Here is a 17,242-nt window from a genome sequence, read left to right as displayed (position 1 = left end):
GTCAGATGAAGATATTGCTGCTGGGTATTGGCAATGTCCTGTACGCCGATGAAGGTATCGGCGTACATTTTGTCAATTACCTCAATGAAAACTATCAATTTACTCACCCAAGCGATCAGCTCGATCTCCTCGACGGCGGTACCCTGGCACAGGGGCTTACCCCTATCATCGCCAAGTACGACGCTTTGCTCTTGGTCGATACAGTCAATGCAGCAGGCGCCAAACCCGGCGAAGTCTATTTCTTCGACTTCGATAAGGCTCCGCCTGAAATCGACTGGCAAGGCAGCGCCCACGAAGTGGAAATGCTGCAAACCCTGATCATGATGGAGATGCTTGGCGACAGGCCCCACACCATGGTGCTTGGGATCACCCCAACCGTGATTGAACCCATGACCCTTGGGCTCACACCGCAAATTGCCGCCGCCGTGCCCTTGATGGAAACCACGCTTATCAACTATCTGCAGCACCTTGGCTGGCAATGCCAAAAAACCGGTAACACTGACATAGAAGCCCTTATTCCCCACTCCTATCGCCCAAAGCTATCTGTAGCAGCAAAGGTCGATGAAGAAGACAAACTGCCGGAAACATCCCATGAAACTCGTTAGATTCGAATTTGACTGCGCCTCGCAGCAGCCTTGGTATGGGTATTTATGTAACCAATATCTTAATTACGATAAGCTGAATATCACTGTCGCCCTGTTGCCGTTGAAATCCGCGGCCAAGCAAAGCACTGCTGCCGCCCTGGAGCAGAATCATCAGGCGCCCAGGATCCTCTGGCGATATATTCTCGAAGCCGAGGGGAGCCAGAGTGAGCTTGAGCAGCTCGCCGATGAAATTGCGGGTGATTTTCTCTTGAGCACCAGCTTGCTGGACTCACGTATTTTACTGGCAGAGGAAAGACTCGGCGCCGCCACGCCACTGGCTTTAGCCGACGTTCTTCCCAATGTAGCCGCTCGGCCGAGCCTGGCGTTTTGTCAGTACTGCCAGCCTCGTTTGGGCGATAACCAACACCCTGATTTTGCCAATATCCGTTTGCCCTGCCCCCACTGCCTTGGCGAAGAGGCGGTATTGGCTGAGCCGGAACTCTGCGCCCTGCAACCAAGCGATATCCGCGCCATGGCCGAGCAACTGCTTGAGGGCAAATCGCTCACGCTCACCGACAGCGGCAATCGGCGCCTAAAACTGAGTCGCAAACAAGATGATATGCCTCAGGGCATACCCAGCGGCCAAACACTTATCTGCTGCAATCCCAATAGCCTCAACGCCCACTTCCTGCTGACCGATGCCGAAGTGCTGGCGCTTTCTTCGATGGAAAAACCTGCGCTGCAATTAAGACCCTGCTCGCAGCACCCCAGGCTCACACAACCCTTGTACTCAGTGGCGTTTGCCGATAGCAGACTGCTGCTGATCATCTGCGAGTATTTGCGTATCAAGGGCTGCGATTATCTGTTTGCGGTCGAGTTATCCCAGCCATCCCGTGTGGAGCTATGCTGGATAGCCGGTCACTATCTGCCGCTCTATGCTCACCAGGCGCGGCTGAGTAAGGCAAGCTCAGGCCATGCCTTGCCGGAAACCCTGCACGATGAGGCAAGGTTCGGCAAATCAGTGGCGACCGTTCAAAGCCTGGGCATTCCAAAAGAGCCGCAAATTGTATTGAGAGCGGCCACGGAGAATGACGCGAATATCTGGCAAGTGGCCACCGTTCACGGCGCCGAATGCGCCTTCAACGCGCTGCTGGCCGAATTCTCAGGTATAAAAAAAGCCGCACTGCTCTATTTCAGTGGCTCGAATCCATCTCAGATACGCTATCTGGATAAGGACGGCAAACAAGAGTGCTTCTTTGAGCTGACTCAACTGCCCGCCAGTGGCTATGAGATAGTGCATGCACTGGAGCAAAGCCCGCAGCGCACTGTGGTGCAAAAATTCAAAAGCCAATTCCCCGAGTGTTATAACCGCCTGCTGGATTTTGGCAGTCAGCAGCCATCCGCCTTCCCCGGGTTGGATGCGCTATGGGCCGTTATCGCCATCATCAGTGGGCTTGGTCAGCAGGGTCAGTCGGCCACTGAGCTTAAAGATGCCTTTATCGCCGCCGCCATGAGTTACAAGGGCGCCAACGCACCGCGAATCGATTACCCCTTGGCCAAGGGCGAAGCGGTGCGCGGCCTTAACTGGTGCAAAACGCTGGGCACTGTCATGAGTTTCCGCCTCGCCGGTGACACAGATGCCGCCAAGCTCTGCTTCGCCGCCCAGGACTCTCTGGCTGACTATCTGGCCAACTGGGTCGAGCATCTGGATCTCAGCGTTGGTATAGATTGTGTGTTTCTGGCCGGCAGCGCCATGGCCAACCCGGTTCTGAGCAAGAGAATCGCCATCCGCATCGGCAAAAACTTCCCGCTGGCGGCCAGTCAACTGCTCGATCTCGATGGCGCCCTGCTCGCCGCCGGCGCACTTTGGCTCAGGCAAAGGAGGCGCTGATGACAGCGCTTGTTGCCCAAAGCTTCAATATCAAAGGCATAGTCCAGGGGGTGGGTTTTCGCCCCTGGATTTTCCAGTTGGCAAAACGCTTTCAGCTCACGGGCCATGTGCTCAACGATGGCCAGGGCGTCAGCATATTGGTGCAAGGTCCGGAGATGGCGCTGGCAGGATTTCGAGCCGCGCTCGATACCGAGCGCCCGCCGCTGTGCCGCATTGATGAGCTCACCGTCAGCCATGCCCAAGTGCAGGACTTGCAAGATTTCACCATAGCGCACAGCAGTGCGGGGCAAGCGGCGGCCATAGTCACTGTGGGCAGCGACAAGAGCAGCTGCGATGCCTGCTTGGCCGAGATTCGCGATCCCAACAATCGCCACTTCGGTTACCCCTTCACCAACTGCACCCACTGCGGCCCCAGATACACCATTATCCGCAACCTGCCCTACGACAGACACAATACCGCCATGGCGGGCTTTGCCCTTTGTGATGCCTGCCGCCAAGCCTATGAAGACCCTATGGACAGGCGCTATCACGCCCAGCCGGTCAGTTGCCCCAAATGTGGCCCCGAGCTGACACTGCGTGGCGCAGGCGGCGAAATCCTCGCCAAGAGAGAGCAAGCGCTGGCGCAAACCATTGCCCTTATCGAACAGGGCAAAATCCTCGCCATCAAGGGCCTAGGGGGCTTTCATCTGATCTGCGATGCCGGTAATCATGACGCAGTCACTGAACTTAGGCGCCGCAAGTGCCGCCCGGCCAAGCCGCTGGCACTGATGATGCCCTCAATCGAGTTCGCCAAACAGTATGCCGAAGGCTCGAGCGCCGAGTGGCAACTGCTCAGTAGTCAGGAGCGGCCGATAGTGCTTATGGCCAAGAAGCAACACCAGGCTGACGCTCCGGCACTCAGCAGCGCCATAGCGCCGGATATCGATCGGCTGGGTTTGTTCCTGCCCTATACGCCGCTGCATACCCTGCTGCTCGACGGCCTGCAGCGGCCGCTGGTGGCCACCAGTGCCAACCGCTCCGGCGAGCCGATTATCACAGACGGCGACGAAGTGCTGCAGCAACTCGGCAAACCACCTCTGGCTGTGGTCGATGCAGTATTGGATCATAACCGCCCCATCATCAACGGCTGTGACGACTCTGTGGTGCAGATGCTGGATGATGAACTGCAAGTACTGCGTCTCGCCCGCGGTTATGCACCGCTGAGCCTGCCAAGCAAGAGCTTGGCGAGCATGAACATAGTAAGCAAAAGCTTGGCGAATAGGAGTACAGAAGACAACTGCTCCAACAAGCTGCCGTCGCTATTGGCCGTGGGCCCACAACAGAAAAACACCCTGGCGCTCAATATCGGTAATCAGCTCTATCTCAGCCCCCATATCGGCGATCTTTTCAGTGTTGAGGCCGAGGGCTATTTTGAGCGCACTTTGCAGAATTTCCATCGCCTGTACCACTTTGAGCCCGAGGCCATCATCCGCGATAAACACCCCGACTATGCGTCCAGCCGCTGGGCCGAGCGTCAAGGGGGTCGGCAGCTTGAGGTGCAGCATCACTTCGCCCATCTGCTGGCGGTGATGGCAGCCAATGATTACAGCGGCAAGGTGCTGGGCTTCAGCTTTGATGGCACAGGGCTTGGAGATGACAACCAGCTCTGGGGCGGCGAACTGCTACTGGCCGACTGTCAGGGCTTTCAGCGCCTGGCAACCCTGAGCCCGATGACACTGCTCGGTGGCGAGCAGGCCATTCGCGAGCCTTGGCGCCTGCTCTATAGCCTGCTGTTGCAAAACCATGGCATTGAAGAGTTGCAGCAATTGGCGGTCTTTGCCGCCGAGCCTGCAGCCAAGCTGACAAACCTTGGCAAGCTCGCCAACAGTGGCATAGGTCCCAAGAGCCATTCCATCGGCCGTTTATTCGATGCCGCCGCCGCGCTGCTGGCGAACTTGAGACTCAGCCAATATGAAGGCCAAGCCGGGATTATCCTGGAAACCCTTGCCCGCAGGGCCATTGCCGCCGGGAAACAGCAAAGGGTTGAGAAGCTTGGCTTAGAGCTGAAGCTTGAACATGAGCTCGAGCCGACTAACACTCGCGCCGAACTGGTGCTTGGGCAGTGGCAAAGCGCGCCGTTATTTTCGGCGCTGCTGCTAGCCTGGCGCACCGAGCCGGACAGTGAACTGCTGGCGCTGGCCTTTATTCAGGCCATAGGCAAAGGGATTATTACCGCGGCGCTCAAGGCCCGTAACTGGCTCAAGGCCGAAGGAATAGACGAGCTGCCGCTGGTACTGAGCGGCGGCGTGTTTCAAAGTAGGCTTCTCAGTGAATACTGCCACCGGGAACTCGCCCGGCTTGAATTTCACCGCTTGAAACCCGGCCTGGTGCCGGTCAATGATGGCGGTATCGCCCTCGGGCAGCTCTGGTATGGATTACATCAACCCGGGCTCACACAGAGCTTGGTCGAACGTTGAAATTACTGATTGATATCAAGGCATCTGCCGCCAAAGCGGCGCATGCTCAGATTAAGGAACCAAAGGGAGTTCATTATGTGTAAAGATTGCGGATGTTCACTGCCCAGGGGCAACGGCGGGCATCATTCTCACGAGCATGGTCATTCTCACGGACACGATCACAAGCACGGTCACAGTCACTCTCATGGCCATTCCCATGAGCACTCTCACAGCCATTCTCACAGCCAAGGCACAGCACACACCAACCCACAGCTGAACGACAGCAAGACACTGTCGGTGATCCACAAGATCCTCGACAAAAACGACATCGAAGCTCAGCACAACCGTGAACACTTCGAATCCCACAAGGTGATGGCCTTCAATATCATGAGTAGCCCCGGCAGTGGCAAAACCAGCCTGCTGGAGCATTTTGGTGCCTATACAGACAAAAAATACTGCGTCATTGAGGGCGATCTGGAAACCTCGCGGGATGCCGACCGCCTCAAGGCCAAGGGCATAGAAGCGATTCAGATCCAAACCGGCAGCGCCTGCCACCTGGATGCCTTTATGGTGCACGGTGCCCTGCACCAGCAAGCGCTCGACAACATGGATATCTGCTTTGTCGAGAACGTCGGCAACCTGGTGTGCCCGGCCAGTTATGATGTGGGCACCCACATGAATATTGTGCTGGTTTCCATCCCCGAGGGCGACGACAAGATTGAAAAATATCCTGTGATGTTCCACCGCGCCGATCTGGTGCTGCTGACCAAGTGCGATCTGCTGCCCTACTTTGACTTTGATGTCGCCGAGGCCCGCGCCCAGGTGAGTAAACTCAACCCCAAGGCCGAGGTATTGGAAGTCTCTACCAAAGATCCCGCCAGTTTGACCCGGGTCGCCCTGTGGCTGGATAAGCAGCTCGCCGCCTTTGCCGAGCGCACTTCGGAGGCCTGCTGATGTGTTTGTCTATCCCATCCCAGGTAGTGGAGCTGCACCCCGAAAGCCAGAGCGTTACCGTGGAAACTCTGGGGGTTAAACGCACTGTGAGCTGTCATCTGTTGGATGAACCGCTTGCCATTGGTGACTATGTGCTTATCCATATCGGCTTTGTGATGAACAAGATAGATGCCGAATCTGCCGCCGAGAGCCTGGCGCTGTACCGTGAGATAGCGGCCAAACTGGAGGCGGAAGATGGCAGAGCTTGAACTCAGGCAACTGTACGACGGCTTTCGCTGCCCGGCCACGATCCGTAATCTGGCCGAGGAAATCACCGCACTGGCTCCCAAGCTGGCCGAGCCACTCAATATCATGGAGGTCTGCGGCGGCCACACCCACACCATAATGAAATATGGCCTGCTGCAGCTGCTGCCGGAAAATATCCATTTCATTCATGGCCCGGGTTGCCCGGTATGTGTCATGCCCAAGGAGCGGATAGATCAGGCCGCCGCCCTCGCCCGCCTCGATGATGTGATCTTGGTGACCCTGGGCGATATGATCCGGGTTCCCGGCTCCAAGGGTTCACTCGCCTCTGTGCGCGCCGAAGGCCATGATATCCGCGCCGTCTATGCCCCGCTCGATGCGCTGAAAATCGCCGCAGAAAACCCGGACAAGACCATAGTCTATTTTGCCATCGGCTTTGAAACCTCCACGCCGATGACGGCGATACTGCTGGAGCAAGCCGAAGCCAAGGGCCTTAGTAACCTCTTGTTTCATATCAACCATGTGCTGGTACCACCGGCAATAGATGCGGTAATGAGCCACCCCGAGACCAAGGTCAACGCCTTTATCGGCCCGGCCCACGTCAGCGTTATCAGCGGCGCCCGCATCTATCGTCCGGCGGTGGAACGTTATCACACCCCTGTGGTGGTCTCGGGCTTCGAGCCGGTGGATGTCATGCAATCCATTCTCGCGCTGGTCAAACAGAAAGTCAGCGGCCGCTGTGAACTGGAAAACCAGTATCAACGCGCCGTCAGCGAACAGGGCAATCTATTGGCGCAGCAAAAGGTAGAGCAGTTCTTTAAGGTACGCCCCAGTTTTCGTTGGCGCGGCCTTGGCCCCATTGCCGACTCGGCACTGATGCTGAAACCCGAATACAGTCACAGGGATGCCGAACGCCGCTTTGCCGAGCGCTTGCCGGTGAAACAGATAGACGATCACAAAGCCTGCCAATGCGGCGATATTCTGCGCGGCATGGCCAATCCCAAGGATTGCAAAGTATTTGGCCGCGGCTGCACCCCGCAAACACCGCTCGGCAGTTGCATGGTCAGCTCTGAAGGCGCCTGCAATGCCTATTACAGATATGCCGGAGTAAACTGATGTCCGATAAACGAGTACAACTGAGCCATGGCGGCGGTGGCCGGGAAATGGCTGAGCTGATCAACAAGCTGTTTTTCGATGCCTTCGACAACCCCATTCTCAGACGCGAAGAAGACGCCGCCTGTTTGCATCTTGGCGGCGATTGCGCCTTTACCACAGACTCATTTACCGTGGCGCCACTGTTCTTCAAAGGCGGCGACATCGGCAAGCTGGCCATTGCTGGCACAGTCAACGACTTAGCTATGATGGGCGCCGAGCCGCAATATTTAAGCTGCGGTTTTATCATAGAAGAAGGCTTTGAAATCAGCCGCCTGAAACAGATAGTCGCCAGCATGGCCGATGCCCTGTCTCAATGCGGAGCCCGCATCGTCTGCGGCGATACCAAGGTAGTGCCCAAAGGCTGCGCCGACGGCATTTTCATCAATACCTCGGGGGTAGGCCGCATTCTCAAGCCGGGCATTTCGGCTCATGCGCTCAAAAGTGGCGATGCCATCTTGCTTTCGCGGGACATAGGGCGTCACGGCGCCGCCATCCTGAGTGCCCGTGAAGGGCTGGAGCTGGAGTCTGAACTCAGCTCCGACTGCGCCGTGCTCTGGAATGTGGTGGAGCAACTGATCGCCGCCAATCTGGAGATCCACGCCATGCGTGACGCCACCCGCGGCGGCTTGTCGGCCGTGCTCAACGAGTGGGCCAAGGCCTCGAGTAAGGGCATTACCCTCAGAGAAACCGCCATTCCCGTCTGTGATGAGGTACGCGGCGTCTGTGAACTCTACGGTTTTGAGCCCTGGGATCTCGCCAACGAAGGCAGCTTTGTCATCGCCCTGCCCCGCGAACTCGCCGAAGGCGCGGTCGAAATCATGCGCCGCTTCGGTCATTGCGACCAGGCCTGCATCATAGGCGAAGTAGGCGAACAACATCCTGGTAAAGTGGTGCTTGAATCGGCCTGGGGCAGTCGCCGTTATTTGGATCTGCCACAGGGCGAGCTGTTGCCGAGGATCTGTTGATGCACGAGTATTCTATCGTCAGCGCCCTGATGGAGCAGTGCCAGCAACTCGCCGCCGAGCACGGCGCCAAGGGCATTGCCCGGGTCGCCATCAAGATAGGCGCCATGAGTGGCGTCGAGCCTGAGTTGGTTCGCACCGCCTTCAACACCTTTCGTGAGCACAGCGTCTGCCACGATGCCGTGCTCGATATCGACATAGCGCCGCTGACGCTCTCCTGCAATCAGTGCCAGCAGCAAAGTACCCCAGAGGAACGTACCGTCATCTGCCCTCACTGCCACAGCCAGGATACCCGGGTCATAGACGGTGAAGATATGCTATTGATGCAACTCGAGTTAATCACAGATTAAGCCTGCCCAGACAAAGCGGCACCACTATCTGTGTTGAGCTACACGCTGTAAAACTTAAGGCCAAAGGCTATCGCGTTCGGTAATGCCTTTGGCCATATATCTTTGGCCTTTTCATCACTCCTTCCCCCATTACTGTCTTACCGTCAGTAAAAGCCTTTAGAGTCTCATTTCTAAACCATGGCTGCGCTTGCGGCTTGTTTCGCCAAGCCAACTTGGTTATTCTAACGATAATTCAATTAGTTATAAAAACAGCCAATACAGGGATGGCTGGCATCATTTCGCCTTCAGGCAAATTCAGGGACGAAGTCAGTTTCGTGCCCGTGCGGTAGCTATGGCGGATACTTTATGGCGGATAATTATTTTAAGCGCAGACACGACTCCCTTAATCTACGCGATTAAACTCATCCTGTGTTGGCCAATTTAACTTGACCAATACACAACAAACAGCGGGGCTCTGGCTTAACTCATCCGTGAGAAACACGGCAACCGACACTTGCTTTCATAGGGAATCATTATATTTATTGCTATTAAGGAAAGTTTTGAGTATATAGTCGACACCTTAAAACCGTTATTTACTGAATTAGCAAGCAATATATTTAAAGCGCGTATACACCTTTCAACTGCCAAAAGTAGAAATTATGCAATGGTCTAAACTTAAAAAGCGAGTTGAAGAAAATTTTGCTGAATCCATCAAAGGCAGAATTGAAATATTTACAACTTCTTATCGACGACAAGGTGAAATTGCTCGAAGTTGGGTTGTCATTGATGGCAAGCAAGGCATAAGTCTTACTGATTATGAGTCTTGGTCGGAACAAGGGGCATATTTTCATGAGTTAACCCCAACAGATTGCCTGAAACATAAATCAGTAGATGGCTTAGAAAGAACTATGGGGAGTTTATATGAAGCAGGTGAGTTCAGCAGTTATGACTTCAAAATTATATGTTTCGAGTCATTGAGCCTATCCGCTCATGATTGTATTAAATCTGAACATCCGCTATTACGTGTCATAGGTGTTCTTCATCGTAAACTAGGTAAGGCTAAGGTCAATGAAATGCTAAAGGACCCTCATCCAATGGTTGTTTACTTTGCAGATTTTCGTATAAAGGCAGAGGCAGATGACCTTTCCCAATATTTAAAACCATTTCCGGATAACAAGCTAGATACCGCCCTTAAAAACCAGGAAATTCCATGATAGATTTCACCTCTCTACCAGATGAAAACACAAAACGATTTGTCGCCGTACTAAATAAGAAAGTTGATATGGGGCGCCTGTACAATGCCCTGGGTCATATGACGGCCGGACTGGTCGCTGAAGTAAATGACTTAGACAGACTCTGTTTTCTGCAATATCGGGATAAGGAAGAAGGTATTCATCCATCAATATCCCATTATCCATTTATCGTTCTTAAGGCTGACAATTCGAACAAGATCAGAAAAGTCCGTGAAGAACTCCTGCAACGAAATATCCCATTCACTGACTTTACAAACACCATGATAGTAGGAACATCCGCCGAGCAGGTAAAAGCAACGGCTGAGACATCCGAGCAAGATCTGGAATACTTTGGTATTTGTATGTTCGGCGATACGACAGTGCTTAAAGAGTTTACCGGTAAGTTCAGTTTATTCAAATAGTAGGACAGCAGATACGGAGCGCTATACTACAATCTTCAGATTCTGAGGCAGATAAAATCAATGAATTAGCCGACAACGAGGGCAACTTTCATCTGGAATACTGTGTTTAGATTGCCCTATATGAGGCCGCAAGCGAGAGCATTGAAAACAAAAAGCAATATATTTCTGCTAAGTTTAGTATTGCATCTAAGAGATGAACCTTCACCCCCCACAACCCGATTGAACCATTTTGGATAGTAATCGATTGAAAATCGATGTTCAAATTCAGATGGCAGGTTAGATATAAACAACCATTTGAAAATCTAATAGTAAAAGATAATAAGATACATTTTTTGGACTGATATTTTCGATAGCGAATCAAGTCCAAATTTATTAAAAGGAAGTAATATAGTGACAGAAGTAAACCAAGAGATATTATGGGATAACGTATATGATGCTAGAACGGCTGTATTCGAAAAGAAATTTGGCCTGTTCCCAGATGAAATCCTTAAACTGGGTCATATGACAGGTGTATGGCCAGGTGGTGGCTTGTTTAAGTCTAAAGCCAGCGAATTGGGTGACGACCTATGGCTTTACACCACTTTTGGTTTAACCAATCCGGATATGCCAACCCAGTACTTGCCCCAAAACATTAATCAAACAGATGGTAACATTGAGCTGACTCTGACAAAGAAAGAAACAGTTCCTGTCTATCCTGAGCGGCCGGGTTATGGATACGAAATTATAGTACTTACCCAAGGTGAGGCAGATTGGCCACTAGGTTTGTTGCAATGGGCCGTCAATGCGGAAATGCTTAACGATGCAGACCTTTTGGGAAGAGTCAAAAAGTACAACGGCCTAACTATTGAAGATGTTGTGGTGGGAGACGGCGATTACGTCAATGTACTTATTACCCAGGCACACAGTCCGCTGCCAGGTAGCTTCACATTACCTAATGGTGAAGGCCAACTACTGATAGCGACTGTGATTACTGACGATGAGATGGCCTGGTCAATGAAAAACGGTCGAGACAAGCTGTTAGCCAAACTCCTTGCATCGAACGATAAGCAAGTCAGTGTCATTAACAGACCTTCGGTGTTAAATCCCGCTTCCATTAACTACTCGGACATCGACAATCGAGAACAGGCAGAAGAGCTCGCAGCTCAAGGTATGTTACGAAAAACCTATCTCTTCCCATTGAAGTTTGGTGGTCAGGACGATCCAATGAATGTGGTCTATCTACCAAAGACGGCCTCACTGAGCAAAAAAGTGTTCGATCAACAGGTCATGGAGCTGGCCCAGCAAGGAAACATAAGTAACTACTCGGCCTCACCGAATTATCAAGCAGATAGTTTTATACCGGAAAGTATCGACATTGTAGCTGATGGCGAAGCCGGGATATCAACTAGAATTGAAGTGTGGTAATAGGTAGCTCTGGCTTTATTTGACTCTTGACACAAGTCGGTTAACAGCCCAGCTACCCGCACTGAAAGTAATTAAGGTGTTCTCATTGAGATACATTGAGGACACCTTATTAACAGCCTGTGCTTGTTGTCAGTGTACCTACTGCGAATGAAGCTTGAGCCTTGAGCCCCGAGGCGCTTGCAGAAGCACAGATGACTGTATCATTGAAATCCAAAGTTAGAATAATTTAGCATTGCCACCAATAGTTGCCAAGTTAAAGACGCTGCTATATTTCACTATCCATATCTCATAAATAAAAACCATGAATAACGAACAATTAATTAACGCTATAAGAAATAAAGAAGCTGATAAATTAAAGTGCTATAGCTATGATGACATGTGGTACGATGTTATTTCCACGCAAATACCAGCTGGCTTTGAGCATTTACTAAACAACTACCCGTTTAAAAACAATGAAGAAAAGAAGGTTATCTTTCTTCAACTATTGATGAGTGATATAGAACATTATTTAAAGGAAGACTGCATTGGAGTATTCCTGAATCATTTCCCCCCTGAACAGCTCAAAGTTGATTTCCCTGAAGGGATACTCACAATAACACAGTATGAGAACAGTTTTTATGTTTTCAAAAAACTCGTTGAGAATAAATTTCCACTAGATCACAACATATTCCTACTTATGGGCTGCCGAAATAATCAGAAAGAGTATCTAGAATTTATCACTCAGCATTTTAATGTAACTGATGAGATCTTGGAGCAAGCGCTAGATCAGATCATAAACTCAGATTATTTTGGTGAATCCAGCACAGATGCAACTCAAATTTACTTGATAAAGTACCTGCTAGAAATGTTGAATGTAAATTGCAAGCTACCAGGAACGTCCGACCATGATTGGTTATATCAAGAGTGCTTCGAAAATGTTCCTCCTGCAGCTAAATACTTCTACACTGATGATTTTGATATAGCAATTCTTTATGATCAAGAGTATTGGGAATATATCTCTGAAAACTACCTGGAAGATGAAGACTATGAAAGCCTCTACCTTGCAGCTCTTGATGATATAAAAAACAGTAACCTGGATATAGATTTTGAGCAGATGCAAGCTATATTCATCGATTTGAACATGCCGGCTGCGGCGCAAATATTTTCTCATTAGACAATTGTCAAAGAAGCGCTCATATCAGTAAGCAGAGAGCCATTGTCTATTTGGCTCAATTAGATCTATCTTGGAAACGAACTCAACATGAACAACAAGTATAGAGCTCCAGCGAGCAAGTGCAATGGCTTCCCCAAAGGTCTGAAGCTGCTAGTTCCTTTTATGCTCCTTATATCGACTCCCTGTACCAAAGCACATGCCACTGATTGGTATTGCTTCGTGTCTCAAGATGAAGCCCATCCAATATACTTGGCTTTTTCCTTTGGCAATGAAGAGAGCAAAGAGTCCCTGGTTTGGTATAAAAATGGCTCAGATGTCATCAAGCTTGAGCAAACGAGTCTTGAAGGCATAGAAATCACCGAAGGGAGACCCTACGAATATACCTATAAATACCTGGAAAAGGTCGATGGAATGACATCTGGAAACTATACCATTGTTGTTCAAGGGGCAAATTTTTACCGTTTTGAATATAAACCGAAAAATAAAAATAAGGTTTATGAATTCAACATGGACCCTGAATCCCAGTTGGACGATACTTGCGTCTGGCAATGACCCTGCCTTCAGGTTTCTTTGGCCGTAACAGTAAAATCAAGTCAAAGGTTGTGCTTACTAGCTATCCTATCAAGCCAACCTATTGCTGCTGAGATTCTAACCTCTTCTAAAGCAACACCAGGAACAACAATAATATCGCTCCGGCACTAAATAGATTGGTTTTCCAGAACGAATCTTTGGCAAGAGTGTGCCTAATCAGTACACCACTCCCCCTCAGCCAACCTGCCCAGCAACCGGCTATCAGTGCTTGTAGCATTAAAATAGTCCCCACCACCATATAGGTCAGATCCAACCAACTCTTGGATGGAAACATGGAAGGCAACAGGAGTAATCCAACAATGCCCGCCAAGGCAGCCCAACTGCAACCCACCAGCAATGCCAACAGAGAAGATAATAAAAATCCCTTTAATCCTTGCATCACACTCTCCTTGTTTTCGATGAAATGGCTTCCCTACCCGTAAACCTTTACTATTTTTTATCTATCCCTATGGTGAGAGTCAAGGTGAGTGACGACGTTAAACCTCAGCACAGTTTGCCCGCCTATGGAAAAGCTGGTCTGAACAATACCTGAAAAAACATCAGAGAAATTACGCTTTGACTCACGCAGTTACTTCAATCCCAGTTGCTGGCGACCAGTTTGATTGAGATAAGGCGCCACGTCACTCAAAGGTAAAAAGAATTCATTTTCGCAGCCGTTACCGCGAGGATATTCCCAGAATCTGAGCCCATCCAGCCCATCCTGGGTTTCCAGAGTTAAGTGGTAATAGCCCTTTGCACCATATTCTGTACTACCACAATCGAACTCGGGATCTTCCTCTTGTTCACCAGTTGGGAACCATTTGGCCTGCAGCCCAGATGGCAACTGATGTGTCTGCTTATCGGGGTCAGTATCGTAAAACCATTGCCAAGGGTGAAAACGCTCACCTGTATTAAGATCAAAATTGGTATAGTTAATCGATATTCCGCTGGCGCCATGCCCTGCGGCCCAACGGTAGAATCTGACACTGAGCCAGGTGTCGTTAGCAAAACTCAGCTCTACAGCGGTTTCGTCGCTGAAAGCTGTGCCCATGCGCCCGAGAAAGTCTCTGCGAGTTTCGTAATAGAGTTCAAGCAACTCAACGCTGGTAAGGCGTTGTTTAAGCCAATGATTGATTTTATTCAGCCCGGCTTGCGCGCCCCGAAGTTCAAGCCCCATCTCACCACCGTAGGTAAGCTCACGAAATTCCAAGGCGTTGTTGAAACTTTGCCAGGCACCGCGCTTTATTTGGGGCCGGGTTTCCAAGGCCTGATTATAGGCTTCGCTGCTGCAGTCTGTTGCGCCATCGGCGGCAGTGACTCGGCTGAGGCTGATAGGTAAGGTTTTATCCCTTTGCGCCAGATACCAAGTGCCCTGTAACTGATCATCTTGAAGAGAGAGTCGCCAACGACCGCTGTCATCTTGCTCCTGGAAATGGTTGTCTTTGAATTCCAGGCTGATAGGCATCAAGTATTTCAAATAATAATAGCTACCTGAATCGCCATATTCGTTAATGCAGGCGCGGATCTGCGTCTTTCCCAAAGTGCCCTGCCATACACCGGCCATAAGCCTGCTCTCTTGCTTGGTCATGCCATCTTGACTGGCATAGGCGCAGGTGCTGGCCATTAACAACGCAGAAGCATAAACAAAGGTTTTGACTGCCATCCCTGTTTCCTTATCCTGATGATCGAAAGCTGGCAGCCTAGGGGATGATTCGATGAAAAGCAATGGCCTGCACCTGGCATTCAAGCAAAATGCGAACCCGGGCAAGCGGCGCACGCTTGCGCTTAACTCCCCGTGCTGACAGGCACTCACAAGGTGATAGGACTTGAAAGTGCCTGCTTCGAACTATTTAGGTTATTGCAGACCGGCCTCGAAAGTGAGGAAAATTTCACTGACTGTCTTATCCGCAAGACGAGTGTCGGCGTTAGGTTGCTCGAATGATGCATGCAACATATAGCGGCCGGCGCTGGGCAGTTCAAAACTCACCTTGCCTTCTTTGTCTGAGGTCAGCGTCAATTCCTGTTTCTGGTTACGGTAAAGCGTGCCTTCCTTCACAATCGCAACTTCCACACCGGCAATCACTTTACCCTGGAAATAGAATTGCAGCTCAGTGGGTTCCTGCTCGACTATGTCAGCCGGATGGGTCAAGGGTTTGAGTTCCAGGTATTCCCCTTTCACTTCAAAAGCCTTGTCACTTGGCTTGTTGAGGGTGACATAGGACTCGACCCGTGAGAAATACAGCGCCCCTTCGAGATCGTACGCCCCTTTTGGCATCATCGCCTTGGTGGTTTGCTTGTCAGTACGGCTACGGACGCTGTCTTGCTGGCCCTTGAGCTTATAGCGCGACATATATCTTGGCTGGGTCTCTTTCTCGAATCTGTAGGTGCCGTCTTCGGTCAGGCGATAGTCAAACACAGACTTACGGCTGCCGCGATAGCTCGAGGATGGTCGCTCCTTGGTGCCGGACGGAGTAACGATTTGCACATCTTCAGAGCCAAAAGGTTTGTCAAACAGGAAGACTTCGTTACTGGCGCTGACATCTGAAGTGATCCACACACCTTTGCCGGGATCGGCAGAGACATTAAACTGGCTGGGCAGTATAAATCTGTCATGGGCCTGCGCCGTTTGTGCCAACAGACAGGCCCCCAGGGCCAACAAGAGTTTGCTTGTTTTCATCATCTTTTACTCCACTAGGTATTGAAGGCTAATCGTGCCGGTTTCTATGGTGGGCGCTATTTCAGCTTTGAAAGGCTTGCCGTCGAGCTGAAATTTGTGTCGTACCAAATCCCGGCCACCGTGCTCTCGTACCACTTCCACCAGCAAGGTATATTTGCCGTTGGCAACCTGGCCCCCTTGGTCATCTTTGAGGTCCCAGCTGATGGGATACTTGCCCGCAGGCCGTGTTGCCGACGCAATGGCATCGACAAAGTTCATGTCATCCCGCCCGGCCTTGCGCCACCAGCGACGAATGTCTTTCAGCCACTTGTACCCCTCGCCTTCCTGCATAACCCAAAGGCTCAAAGTTCGCACGCTCTGCCCTTTGGCATCTTCCACCCACACGGCTGTGTAAGGCCTGTGGTATTGGCCCGTGGTGATTTCCGGCAGTGTCAGATTAATCTCCAGCGAATCGGCTTGGGCCTGCCCCAGGGTTAAGCTGCTACTCAGTAATACCGCCAAGGACAGAGACAATCTGGTTTTCAAAGGTTTGCCACTCATACATTCTCCATTCACAACACACCAAAGGTAGGGGGTACTAGTTCATGCTTTGCCGTCTGTCACTTTGAACTCAGGGAACAAACAGCAGATAGATAAGGGCACAGGCACTGCTGACACCGACCATGGCCAGTAAGGATTTTTTCAATCTACGGCTCTGAGGCAACAGCAGGAAAGCACCGGTCAGGGAAAACAGGATGATGAGAATTGAACAAAGATCCAGCATCCAGACCCACAGGGTGCCACTGTTACGCCCCTTATGCAGATCATTGAGTACTGCGATAAGACCATAATCTATCTGCTCGACATAGGCTTTCCCGTCCAGCAGATCCAGGGTAATGCTCTGATAGCGCCCCGGCCCCTTGTGCACCAGCGCCACTTCATCTTCACTGAACTCGGCACTCTGACCATCCACTCCCCAGTGGCTACTGAGCCAATGCGCAGTGGCTTCGCGCCAATCCGGGTCTTCACTATTCACCGGCAACAAAAATCCCGGCAGGGCTTCTTCCGATGCCAGGCTTTCTCCGCCCTGGCGGATAAACCAATCCGGATGATTGAGAGTAATACCGGTAAAGGCAAAGAACAGCATCAACAGCAGCAGTGCCATGGAAACATAGATATGAACGACGCGGGCGAAATGGAGCGATGACTTGCTGACTCTGAACTTCAATTAAGGTTTCCACATAGCGCAGGC

18 protein-coding genes are annotated in these 17,242 nt (G+C 51.1%); 13 read left to right on the top strand and 5 right to left on the bottom strand.

The genetic code is table 11. The annotated features are described in order from the left end of the window. Positions 1–5: 5 nt before the first annotated feature. The 13 genes from ACF8D4_RS13765 to ACF8D4_RS13705 all read left to right on the top strand — a co-directional run bounded on the left by ACF8D4_RS13765 (position 6) and on the right by ACF8D4_RS13705 (position 13,316). The gene (locus ACF8D4_RS13765) at positions 6–605 is read left to right on the top strand and encodes a HyaD/HybD family hydrogenase maturation endopeptidase (RefSeq protein ID WP_025887315.1); all 600 of its coding nucleotides are present in this window, start codon (positions 6–8) and stop codon (positions 603–605) included. Continuing rightward, positions 592–2,475, top strand: a complete 1,884-nt coding sequence (locus ACF8D4_RS13760) for a NiFe hydrogenase (RefSeq protein ID WP_392465285.1) — start codon at positions 592–594, stop codon at positions 2,473–2,475. The genes ACF8D4_RS13765 and ACF8D4_RS13760 overlap by 14 nt, the downstream gene beginning before the upstream one ends. Next, positions 2,475–4,931: a carbamoyltransferase HypF gene (hypF, locus tag ACF8D4_RS13755; protein WP_208134522.1), complete on the top strand. Its 2,457-nt coding sequence runs from the start codon at positions 2,475–2,477 to the stop codon at positions 4,929–4,931. The genes ACF8D4_RS13760 and hypF overlap by 1 nt, the downstream gene beginning before the upstream one ends. A gap of 75 nt (positions 4,932–5,006) precedes the next feature. Continuing rightward, positions 5,007–5,864 carry a hydrogenase nickel incorporation protein HypB gene (gene hypB, locus ACF8D4_RS13750; protein WP_345854844.1) on the top strand — a complete coding sequence of 286 codons (858 nt, stop codon included), beginning with the start codon at positions 5,007–5,009 and terminating at the stop codon, positions 5,862–5,864. Then, entirely contained in the window at positions 5,864–6,112 is a 249-nt protein-coding gene (locus ACF8D4_RS13745; RefSeq protein ID WP_025010286.1) for a HypC/HybG/HupF family hydrogenase formation chaperone, read from the top strand. Before hypB ends, ACF8D4_RS13745 begins: the two co-directional genes overlap by 1 nt. Then, on the top strand, positions 6,099–7,223 hold the full coding sequence (gene hypD, locus ACF8D4_RS13740; RefSeq protein WP_025887312.1) for a hydrogenase formation protein HypD: 1,125 nt from the start codon (positions 6,099–6,101) through the stop codon (positions 7,221–7,223). The genes ACF8D4_RS13745 and hypD overlap by 14 nt, the downstream gene beginning before the upstream one ends. Then, a complete protein-coding gene (gene hypE, locus ACF8D4_RS13735) occupies positions 7,223–8,227 on the top strand; it encodes a hydrogenase expression/formation protein HypE (protein ID WP_107352072.1) in 1,005 nt (334 codons plus the stop codon). The genes hypD and hypE overlap by 1 nt, the downstream gene beginning before the upstream one ends. Next, positions 8,227–8,574, top strand: a complete 348-nt coding sequence (gene hypA / locus ACF8D4_RS13730; protein ID WP_025887310.1) for a hydrogenase/urease nickel incorporation protein HypA — start codon at positions 8,227–8,229, stop codon at positions 8,572–8,574. The genes hypE and hypA overlap by 1 nt, the downstream gene beginning before the upstream one ends. 638 nt (positions 8,575–9,212) lie before the next feature. Beyond that, entirely contained in the window at positions 9,213–9,767 is a 555-nt protein-coding gene (locus ACF8D4_RS13725) for a hypothetical protein (protein WP_025887308.1), read from the top strand. Next, positions 9,764–10,207, top strand: a complete 444-nt coding sequence (locus ACF8D4_RS13720; protein ID WP_044734545.1) for a DUF2000 domain-containing protein — start codon at positions 9,764–9,766, stop codon at positions 10,205–10,207. Before ACF8D4_RS13725 ends, ACF8D4_RS13720 begins: the two co-directional genes overlap by 4 nt. A gap of 390 nt (positions 10,208–10,597) precedes the next feature. Beyond that, positions 10,598–11,611 carry a suppressor of fused domain protein gene (locus tag ACF8D4_RS13715; protein WP_392465283.1) on the top strand — a complete coding sequence of 338 codons (1,014 nt, stop codon included), beginning with the start codon at positions 10,598–10,600 and terminating at the stop codon, positions 11,609–11,611. 301 nt (positions 11,612–11,912) lie between these two features. After that, positions 11,913–12,764, top strand: coding sequence for a hypothetical protein (locus ACF8D4_RS13710; RefSeq protein ID WP_392465282.1), 852 nt, complete (start codon positions 11,913–11,915; stop codon positions 12,762–12,764). 87 nt (positions 12,765–12,851) lie between these two features. Next, on the top strand, positions 12,852–13,316 hold the full coding sequence (locus ACF8D4_RS13705) for a hypothetical protein (RefSeq protein WP_025010279.1): 465 nt from the start codon (positions 12,852–12,854) through the stop codon (positions 13,314–13,316). A gap of 106 nt (positions 13,317–13,422) precedes the next feature. On the opposite strand, the gene ACF8D4_RS13700 is transcribed toward ACF8D4_RS13705, so the two are convergent. From ACF8D4_RS13700 to ACF8D4_RS13680, 5 genes are all read right to left on the bottom strand, one after another. Beyond that, positions 13,423–13,734 carry a hypothetical protein gene (locus tag ACF8D4_RS13700; RefSeq protein WP_392465281.1) on the bottom strand — a complete coding sequence of 104 codons (312 nt, stop codon included), beginning with the start codon at positions 13,732–13,734 and terminating at the stop codon, positions 13,423–13,425. Positions 13,735–13,923: 189 nt separating this feature from the next. Further along, a complete protein-coding gene (locus ACF8D4_RS13695) occupies positions 13,924–14,997 on the bottom strand; it encodes a hypothetical protein (RefSeq protein ID WP_392465279.1) in 1,074 nt (357 codons plus the stop codon). Between the two features lie 192 nt (positions 14,998–15,189). Then, positions 15,190–16,014 (bottom strand): DUF4198 domain-containing protein, encoded by an 825-nt coding sequence (locus ACF8D4_RS13690; protein WP_243882086.1) that lies wholly within the window; start codon positions 16,012–16,014, stop codon positions 15,190–15,192. Between the two features lie 3 nt (positions 16,015–16,017). Then, entirely contained in the window at positions 16,018–16,551 is a 534-nt protein-coding gene (locus ACF8D4_RS13685; protein ID WP_025010275.1) for a DUF2271 domain-containing protein, read from the bottom strand. A gap of 70 nt (positions 16,552–16,621) precedes the next feature. Further along, complete coding sequence (locus tag ACF8D4_RS13680) at positions 16,622–17,155, bottom strand: PepSY-associated TM helix domain-containing protein (RefSeq protein WP_392465319.1); 534 nt, start codon at positions 17,153–17,155, stop codon at positions 16,622–16,624. Positions 17,156–17,242 lie beyond the last annotated feature (87 nt).

The sequence above is a fragment of the Shewanella sp. YQ_9 genome, from assembly GCF_043103185.1.
GTDB lineage: Bacteria > Pseudomonadota > Gammaproteobacteria > Enterobacterales > Shewanellaceae > Shewanella > Shewanella algae.
This window is presented reverse-complemented; position numbering and strand designations above follow the sequence as displayed.

Excerpts from the sequence above, each read along its gene's own strand:
- ACF8D4_RS13765 (WP_025887315.1), top strand. The coding sequence starts at position 6 with ATGAAGATATTGCTGCTGGGTATTGGCAATGTCCTGTACGCCGATGAA.
- ACF8D4_RS13760 (WP_392465285.1), top strand. The coding sequence starts at position 592 with ATGAAACTCGTTAGATTCGAATTTGACTGCGCCTCGCAGCAGCCTTGG.
- hypF (WP_208134522.1), top strand. The coding sequence starts at position 2,475 with ATGACAGCGCTTGTTGCCCAAAGCTTCAATATCAAAGGCATAGTCCAG.
- hypB (WP_345854844.1), top strand. The coding sequence starts at position 5,007 with ATGTGTAAAGATTGCGGATGTTCACTGCCCAGGGGCAACGGCGGGCAT.
- ACF8D4_RS13745 (WP_025010286.1), top strand. The coding sequence starts at position 5,864 with ATGTGTTTGTCTATCCCATCCCAGGTAGTGGAGCTGCACCCCGAAAGC.
- hypD (WP_025887312.1), top strand. The coding sequence starts at position 6,099 with ATGGCAGAGCTTGAACTCAGGCAACTGTACGACGGCTTTCGCTGCCCG.
- hypE (WP_107352072.1), top strand. The coding sequence starts at position 7,223 with ATGTCCGATAAACGAGTACAACTGAGCCATGGCGGCGGTGGCCGGGAA.
- hypA (WP_025887310.1), top strand. The coding sequence starts at position 8,227 with ATGCACGAGTATTCTATCGTCAGCGCCCTGATGGAGCAGTGCCAGCAA.
- ACF8D4_RS13725 (WP_025887308.1), top strand. The coding sequence starts at position 9,213 with ATGCAATGGTCTAAACTTAAAAAGCGAGTTGAAGAAAATTTTGCTGAA.
- ACF8D4_RS13720 (WP_044734545.1), top strand. The coding sequence starts at position 9,764 with ATGATAGATTTCACCTCTCTACCAGATGAAAACACAAAACGATTTGTC.
- ACF8D4_RS13710 (WP_392465282.1), top strand. The coding sequence starts at position 11,913 with ATGAATAACGAACAATTAATTAACGCTATAAGAAATAAAGAAGCTGAT.
- ACF8D4_RS13705 (WP_025010279.1), top strand. The coding sequence starts at position 12,852 with ATGAACAACAAGTATAGAGCTCCAGCGAGCAAGTGCAATGGCTTCCCC.
- ACF8D4_RS13700 (WP_392465281.1), bottom strand. The coding sequence starts at position 13,734 with ATGCAAGGATTAAAGGGATTTTTATTATCTTCTCTGTTGGCATTGCTG.
- ACF8D4_RS13695 (WP_392465279.1), bottom strand. The coding sequence starts at position 14,997 with ATGGCAGTCAAAACCTTTGTTTATGCTTCTGCGTTGTTAATGGCCAGC.
- ACF8D4_RS13690 (WP_243882086.1), bottom strand. The coding sequence starts at position 16,014 with ATGATGAAAACAAGCAAACTCTTGTTGGCCCTGGGGGCCTGTCTGTTG.
- ACF8D4_RS13685 (WP_025010275.1), bottom strand. The coding sequence starts at position 16,551 with ATGAGTGGCAAACCTTTGAAAACCAGATTGTCTCTGTCCTTGGCGGTA.
- ACF8D4_RS13680 (WP_392465319.1), bottom strand. The coding sequence starts at position 17,155 with ATGGCACTGCTGCTGTTGATGCTGTTCTTTGCCTTTACCGGTATTACT.